The sequence below is a fragment of the Methylophaga sp. UBA5088 genome, from assembly GCF_002414625.1.
Taxonomy (GTDB): domain Bacteria; phylum Pseudomonadota; class Gammaproteobacteria; order Nitrosococcales; family Methylophagaceae; genus Methylophaga; species Methylophaga marina.
On sequence record NZ_DIAC01000085.1, the window covers coordinates 22,012 to 27,507 of the forward strand.

Annotated in this window: 7 protein-coding genes; 2 read left to right on the forward strand and 5 right to left on the reverse strand. The window is 44.2% G+C overall.

Going from position 1 to position 5,496, the window contains the following annotated elements; translation table 11 throughout:
- The 4 genes from B4K20_RS10620 to mnmG form a co-directional block, all read right to left on the reverse strand.
- The coding region (locus B4K20_RS10620; protein WP_289282887.1) for a ParB/RepB/Spo0J family partition protein at window positions 1–444 on the reverse strand (444 nt) is incomplete at its 3' end.
- 13 nt (window positions 445–457) lie between these two features.
- Window positions 458–1,234: a ParA family protein gene (locus B4K20_RS10625; protein ID WP_289243543.1), complete on the reverse strand. Its 777-nt coding sequence runs from the start codon at window positions 1,232–1,234 to the stop codon at window positions 458–460.
- Window positions 1,235–1,242: 8 nt separating this feature from the next.
- Window positions 1,243–1,872, reverse strand: coding sequence for a 16S rRNA (guanine(527)-N(7))-methyltransferase RsmG (rsmG, locus tag B4K20_RS10630; protein WP_289282864.1), 630 nt, complete (start codon window positions 1,870–1,872; stop codon window positions 1,243–1,245).
- Entirely contained in the window at window positions 1,872–3,755 is a 1,884-nt protein-coding gene (gene mnmG, locus B4K20_RS10635) for a tRNA uridine-5-carboxymethylaminomethyl(34) synthesis enzyme MnmG (RefSeq protein WP_289282865.1), read from the reverse strand. Before mnmG ends, rsmG begins: the two co-directional genes overlap by 1 nt.
- 102 nt (window positions 3,756–3,857) lie before the next feature.
- Between mnmG and B4K20_RS10640 the strand changes: the two genes are divergently transcribed.
- Window positions 3,858–4,211, forward strand: coding sequence for a diacylglycerol kinase (locus tag B4K20_RS10640; protein ID WP_286306019.1), 354 nt, complete (start codon window positions 3,858–3,860; stop codon window positions 4,209–4,211).
- On the opposite strand, the gene lgt is transcribed toward B4K20_RS10640, so the two are convergent.
- Window positions 4,195–4,980, reverse strand: coding sequence for a prolipoprotein diacylglyceryl transferase (gene lgt, locus B4K20_RS10645; RefSeq protein WP_289282866.1), 786 nt, complete (start codon window positions 4,978–4,980; stop codon window positions 4,195–4,197). The genes B4K20_RS10640 and lgt overlap by 17 nt on opposite strands.
- A gap of 294 nt (window positions 4,981–5,274) precedes the next feature.
- Here lgt and B4K20_RS10650 point away from each other — a divergent pair.
- A partial coding sequence (locus B4K20_RS10650; RefSeq protein WP_289282867.1) for a TorF family putative porin occupies window positions 5,275–5,496 on the forward strand: 222 nt, incomplete at its 3' end.

Below are 5,496 nucleotides of genomic sequence, written 5' to 3' on the forward strand. Positions count from 1 at the left end.
CTGATGCGTCATTTCAAATTCTTCACGTAGACGGAATAATGCATTTGCTTCTTCCATCGGATTAAGATTTTCACGCTGAATATTTTCTATCAATGCCATAGCAATGGCACTACGATCAGATACATCACGAACCAGTACAGGAACTTCTACCAGACCTGCCATTCTGGAAGCACGCCAACGGCGTTCACCTGCCACGATTTCATACTTACCTTCAGCTACAGGCCGAACAATAATAGGCTGAACCAAGCCTTGTGCCCGAATAGAATCAGCCAGCTCTTCCAGAGACTCTTGTGACATATCCACACGCGGTTGATATTTGCCAGGCTGAATCATATCAAGAGGAAAGTGCTGCAAACTGTCATCTAGATTTGTAGTGTCTTCCTGATGCACATCTGCAAGTAAGGCATCTAGTCCGCGGCCTAAACCTCTTTTTTTACTCATTATTGATTAACCTTTGTCATTTAGCACTTTGCTTCTGTCGTCGCATAAACTCACTTGCCAACGCCATATAAGCTATCGAACCTCTTGAAGCACGATCATAATTCAGTACGGGTAACCCGTGACTCGGAGCTTCAGCCAAACGTACATTTCTCGGAATAATTGAATGGAAAACCTTGCCTTCAAAATGGCTAATCAATTGTCGAGATACTTCGTTTGCCAGATTGTTTCGGGCGTCAAACATCGTTCTTAATAATCCCGTCACATCCAGAGTTGGGTTAGCCCTTTGCTTAACTCTCTCAATTGTTCGTAATAACGACGACAGACCTTCCAGTGCATAATATTCACACTGAATGGGGATCAACACCCCTTGCGATGCCACCAGTGCATTAACGGTTAGCATACTCAGCGAAGGTGGACAGTCAATGAGAATGTAATCGTACTTCTCGCGTGTCGACTCAAGAGCAATGCGTAAACGATGTTCACGTAACTTACTCTCAAGCAACTCTACTTCAGCAGCCGTCAAATCAGCATTGGTTGGCATGACATCAAAACCAATTTCTTCAGGGCGTATTATAGCGTCTGCTGCACGAGCTTCAGCCATGATGACTTCATAGCTGCTGTTTTCTATCTCATTTTTATCGAGCCCACAACCCGTGGTGGCATTACCTTGCGGATCGAGATCGATGAGTAGGACTTTTTTTCCATAATCTGCCAGTGACGCGGCCAGATTGACGGTGGTGGTCGTTTTTCCAACGCCACCTTTCTGATTGGTCACTGCAAAGATATCGCCCATACTCAGTCTTAATCCTTGATAAGTCTTACTAAATGTCTTTCACCATCACACTCTGGAACCGTCAACGAGAGCACATCGTGCAAATGAAAGTCTGTCGATTCAAATGCTAATTCATCTTCAGGATAAGTCCCTTTCATGAGCACCAAGTAGCCCTTGTCCTCACAATGTTGACCTGCTAACTGAATGATGTCATCAATACTGGCAAATGCCCGTGCCGTGATGATAGCAAATTTAGGTAAAGATACCTGTTCAACGCGTCCATGCACAACCGTCACATTATCTAACGCCAGTTCTGCTTTGACTTGCTGTAAGAAACGCGTTTTCTTTGAATTACTGTCGAGCAATGTCACTCGCGTTTGCGGCTGGCATATAGCAACAGGCACCCCAGGCAAGCCCCCACCGGTTCCGACATCAAGTAATGACGTTGATGCAATATAGGGTAAGACAGAAAGACTATCGATAATATGTCTCGCCATCATTTGTTCAGGGTCGCGCACAGAAGTGAGGTTGTAGACCTTATTCCACTTATGTAGCAGCATGACATATACCACTAGCCTGTCATATTGCTCATCTAACAAAGTCAGATTAAGTAATTTACAACCACGCTTTAATTGATGTAACAAGCTCGCTTCAAGCATTAACTGGCTTCACTCAAACCGCTTCGTTTTAAATGAACCAATAATAAAGAAACGGCTGCAGGTGTCACACCTGAGATTCGTGCAGCCTGACCCAAATTACCAGGTCTGGCGTGTTCTAACTTCTCTCTCACTTCATTAGATAGACCACGCACATTTTTATAGTCCATGTCTAAAGGTAATTCTGTATTCTCATGACGCTGTAATCGATCAATCTCATTTTGTTGACGATCAATATAACCCGAATATTTCGCCTGAATCACCACTTGCTCGGCGACATCATCAGCAATATCCATTGACTCTCCCATCAAATCTAAAAGGCCAGCATAATCCACTTTCGGGCGTCTAAGTAATTCTTTGGCCGACGCCACTTTATTGAGTTTTTCTCCCAACACCTGCTCAGCTTTTTCTTGATCCACTTTTTCCGGTACAAACTTATAGCTATCAAGACGAGCATTTTCCCTGGCCACAGCATCCTGTTTTTCGTTAAATACGGCCCAGCGTTCATCATCAACCAGACCTAATTGACGACCAATTGGTGTCAGGCGAATATCCGCATTATCCTCACGCAGCATCAAACGATATTCGGCACGGCTGGTAAACATTCTATAGGGCTCACGTGTACCTGATGTAATCAAGTCGTCAATCAATACGCCCATATAGGCTTCATCACGACGAGGATACCACTGCTCTTCACCTCGGGCCTGCAACCCAGCATTCAGACCAGCAATTAATCCTTGGGCACCCGCTTCTTCATAACCAGTAGTGCCATTAATCTGACCGGCAAAGAACAGACCTGCCATGTATTTTGTTTCCAACCAGGGGTGCAAATCACGTGGATCAAAGAAGTCATACTCAATCGCATAGCCCGGTCTTGTGATATGAGCATTCTCCAAACCTCCCATCGAGCGCACTATTTCATACTGCACATCAAATGGAAGACTTGTCGAGATGCCATTTGGATAAACTTCACCACACTCCAATCCCTCTGGCTCTAGGAAAATCTGGTGTGATTGACGATCGGCAAAACGAACCACTTTATCTTCGATAGAGGGACAGTAACGTGGACCAATACCTTCGATTTCACCGCTATACATCGGTGAACGATCCAGATTATTTCTAATGACATCATGTGTTCGTTCATTAGTGTGAGTGATGTAACACGAGATTTGACGAGGATGATGCTCAGCTTTACCCAAGAATGAAAATACGGGTGTAGGAGTATCACCAGGCTGCTCAGTCAGCTCTGAGAAATTAATACTATTGATATCTATGCGTGGTGGTGTGCCTGTTTTAAGGCGGTCAACTCTAAAAGGTAAAGCACGCAGACGTTGGGATAGAGCGATGGAAGCTGGGTCGCCAGCACGACCGCCCTGATGGTTTTGTAAACCAATATGTATTAACCCGCCAAGGAAAGTACCCACTGTTAACACAACCGCTTTAGCTGAGAAACGCAGTCCTGCCTGAGTCACAACACCCACAACGCGATCACTTTCTACCACCAGATCATCGACTGGTTGCTGGAATATATAGAGGTTGGGTTGATTTTCCAGATAAGCCCGGACTGCCGCTTTGTATCGAATACGATCTGCCTGAGCTCGTGTTGCTCTGACCGCAGGCCCTTTACTAGAGTTTAATGTGCGAAACTGAATACCCGCCCTATCAGCGGCTTTCGCCATAATGCCGCCTAGAGCATCAATTTCTTTTACCAGGTGCCCCTTACCAATGCCACCGATTGCTGGATTACAGCTCATCTGTCCTAGTGTCTCGATATTTTGCGTCAGTAATAGTGTTTTCACACCCTGACGAGCAGAGGCTAACGCCGCTTCGGTTCCGGCATGGCCACCACCGACAACGATGACCTCATAATGATCCTGGAAACTCATATCACACCAACAATCTAGAAATTAAAGGAGGTAATTTTAACATGCTGTTAATAATGTTTGCCTATAATTCAAACATTTATATTAATAACTGCTGAGAACTTTATGGAAAAAAATCGTGGCATTAAGCGTTTACTCTTCGCTCTGGTCTACTCATGGCAGGGTCTTCGATCAGCTTTAAAACATGAAGAAGCTTTCCGTCAGGAATTTTTTGCCTTTGTTTTATTAGCAGCGTTCAGTTTTTACCTGGATGTCACAGCGGTAGAACGACTTTTGATGATTTCCAGCATCGTGTTAGTCATGATAGTGGAAGTACTCAACTCAGCGATTGAAACCGTTGTTGACCGGGTAAGTACAGACAAACATAAGTTATCTGGGCGCGCTAAAGATTATGGTTCGTTTGCCGTGTTAATGACTATCCTCATCGCCACTGCAACTTGGCTTACGGTTTTACTCTAGCTTCAACCTTATAAGACACAATCATCAGGATGATGCCAAATACGATCATAGGTAAGCATAGAATTTGTCCCATGGTTAACCAATCAAAAGCTAAATATCCATATTGAGCATCAGGAATACGCACGAACTCTACCAAAAAGCGGAAAAAACCGTATCCCAATAAGAACAAGCCAGAAACTGCCGCTTTCGGTCTTGGTTTGGATGAGAACCACCATAAGATGATAAATAGCAAAACACCTTCTAAGGCAGCTTCATAAAGTTGCGATGGATGTCTTGGTAGTGGTCCTGCACCAGGAAACACCATGGCCCAAGGCACATCCGTGACTTTCCCCCATAGCTCACCATTAATAAAGTTACCGATACGACCAAACATCAAGCCGATAGGTACCATCGGGGCAATAAAGTCACTGATCTCAAAAAAGGATTTACCTGTTTTCTTACCAAACCACGCAAAGGCAGCTAGTACACCCAGCAAGCCACCGTGGAAAGACATCCCTCCTTGCCATATTTTGAATATGTTTAATGGGTTCTCCAGGTTTGCCTGAAAATCATAAAAAATGGCATACCCTACGCGCCCACCAATGATCACGCCTACCGCGCCGTAAAACAATAAATCTTCCAATTGTTGCCGAGTCCACTCCGTTTTATTGACGCGATAAAGCCCCAGTAACCAGACAAACAAAAAACCGAATAAATACATCAGCCCGTACCAATGTACGTGAAGGGGACCGATACTTAGGGCTATGGGATCTATTTGAGGATAAGTCATATGCGTCACTTTATATAAGGTATGGCAATCATACCAACTCAATGCCTCCATGGCGATGAATAAAACATAACTGCACCATTTTGGACAAAGCGTCAAATTTGTCGCACCAAATTGATCACATGTTAAGCCTAGACTGTGTCCACCACCTCCTTATCCATCTGTTTTTTATAGGATTTGTAAAGTTGGCACACATTCTGCTCTTGTTGTTGTAGTCTGAATACAAAGTGTTGCAAAAGACCAACGCAGGTATTCAAGAAAGACTAAAAACATTTTAAACCGAGGAGTAACACCATAATGAAATTACGTACAATTTCGGCTCTTACATTAGCAGCATCAACCATGTTTGCTGCTTCATCAGCAATGGCTTGGGAAAGTGAAGACGGTCAGCACTCAACAAGTGCATCTGTTGGCCTTTACAGTGATTATATCTTCCGTGGTATCTCATTCACTGATGAAGACCCAGCAATCCAAGGCAGCTTTGATTATGCACACGCATCTGGCCTATATGCTGGAACA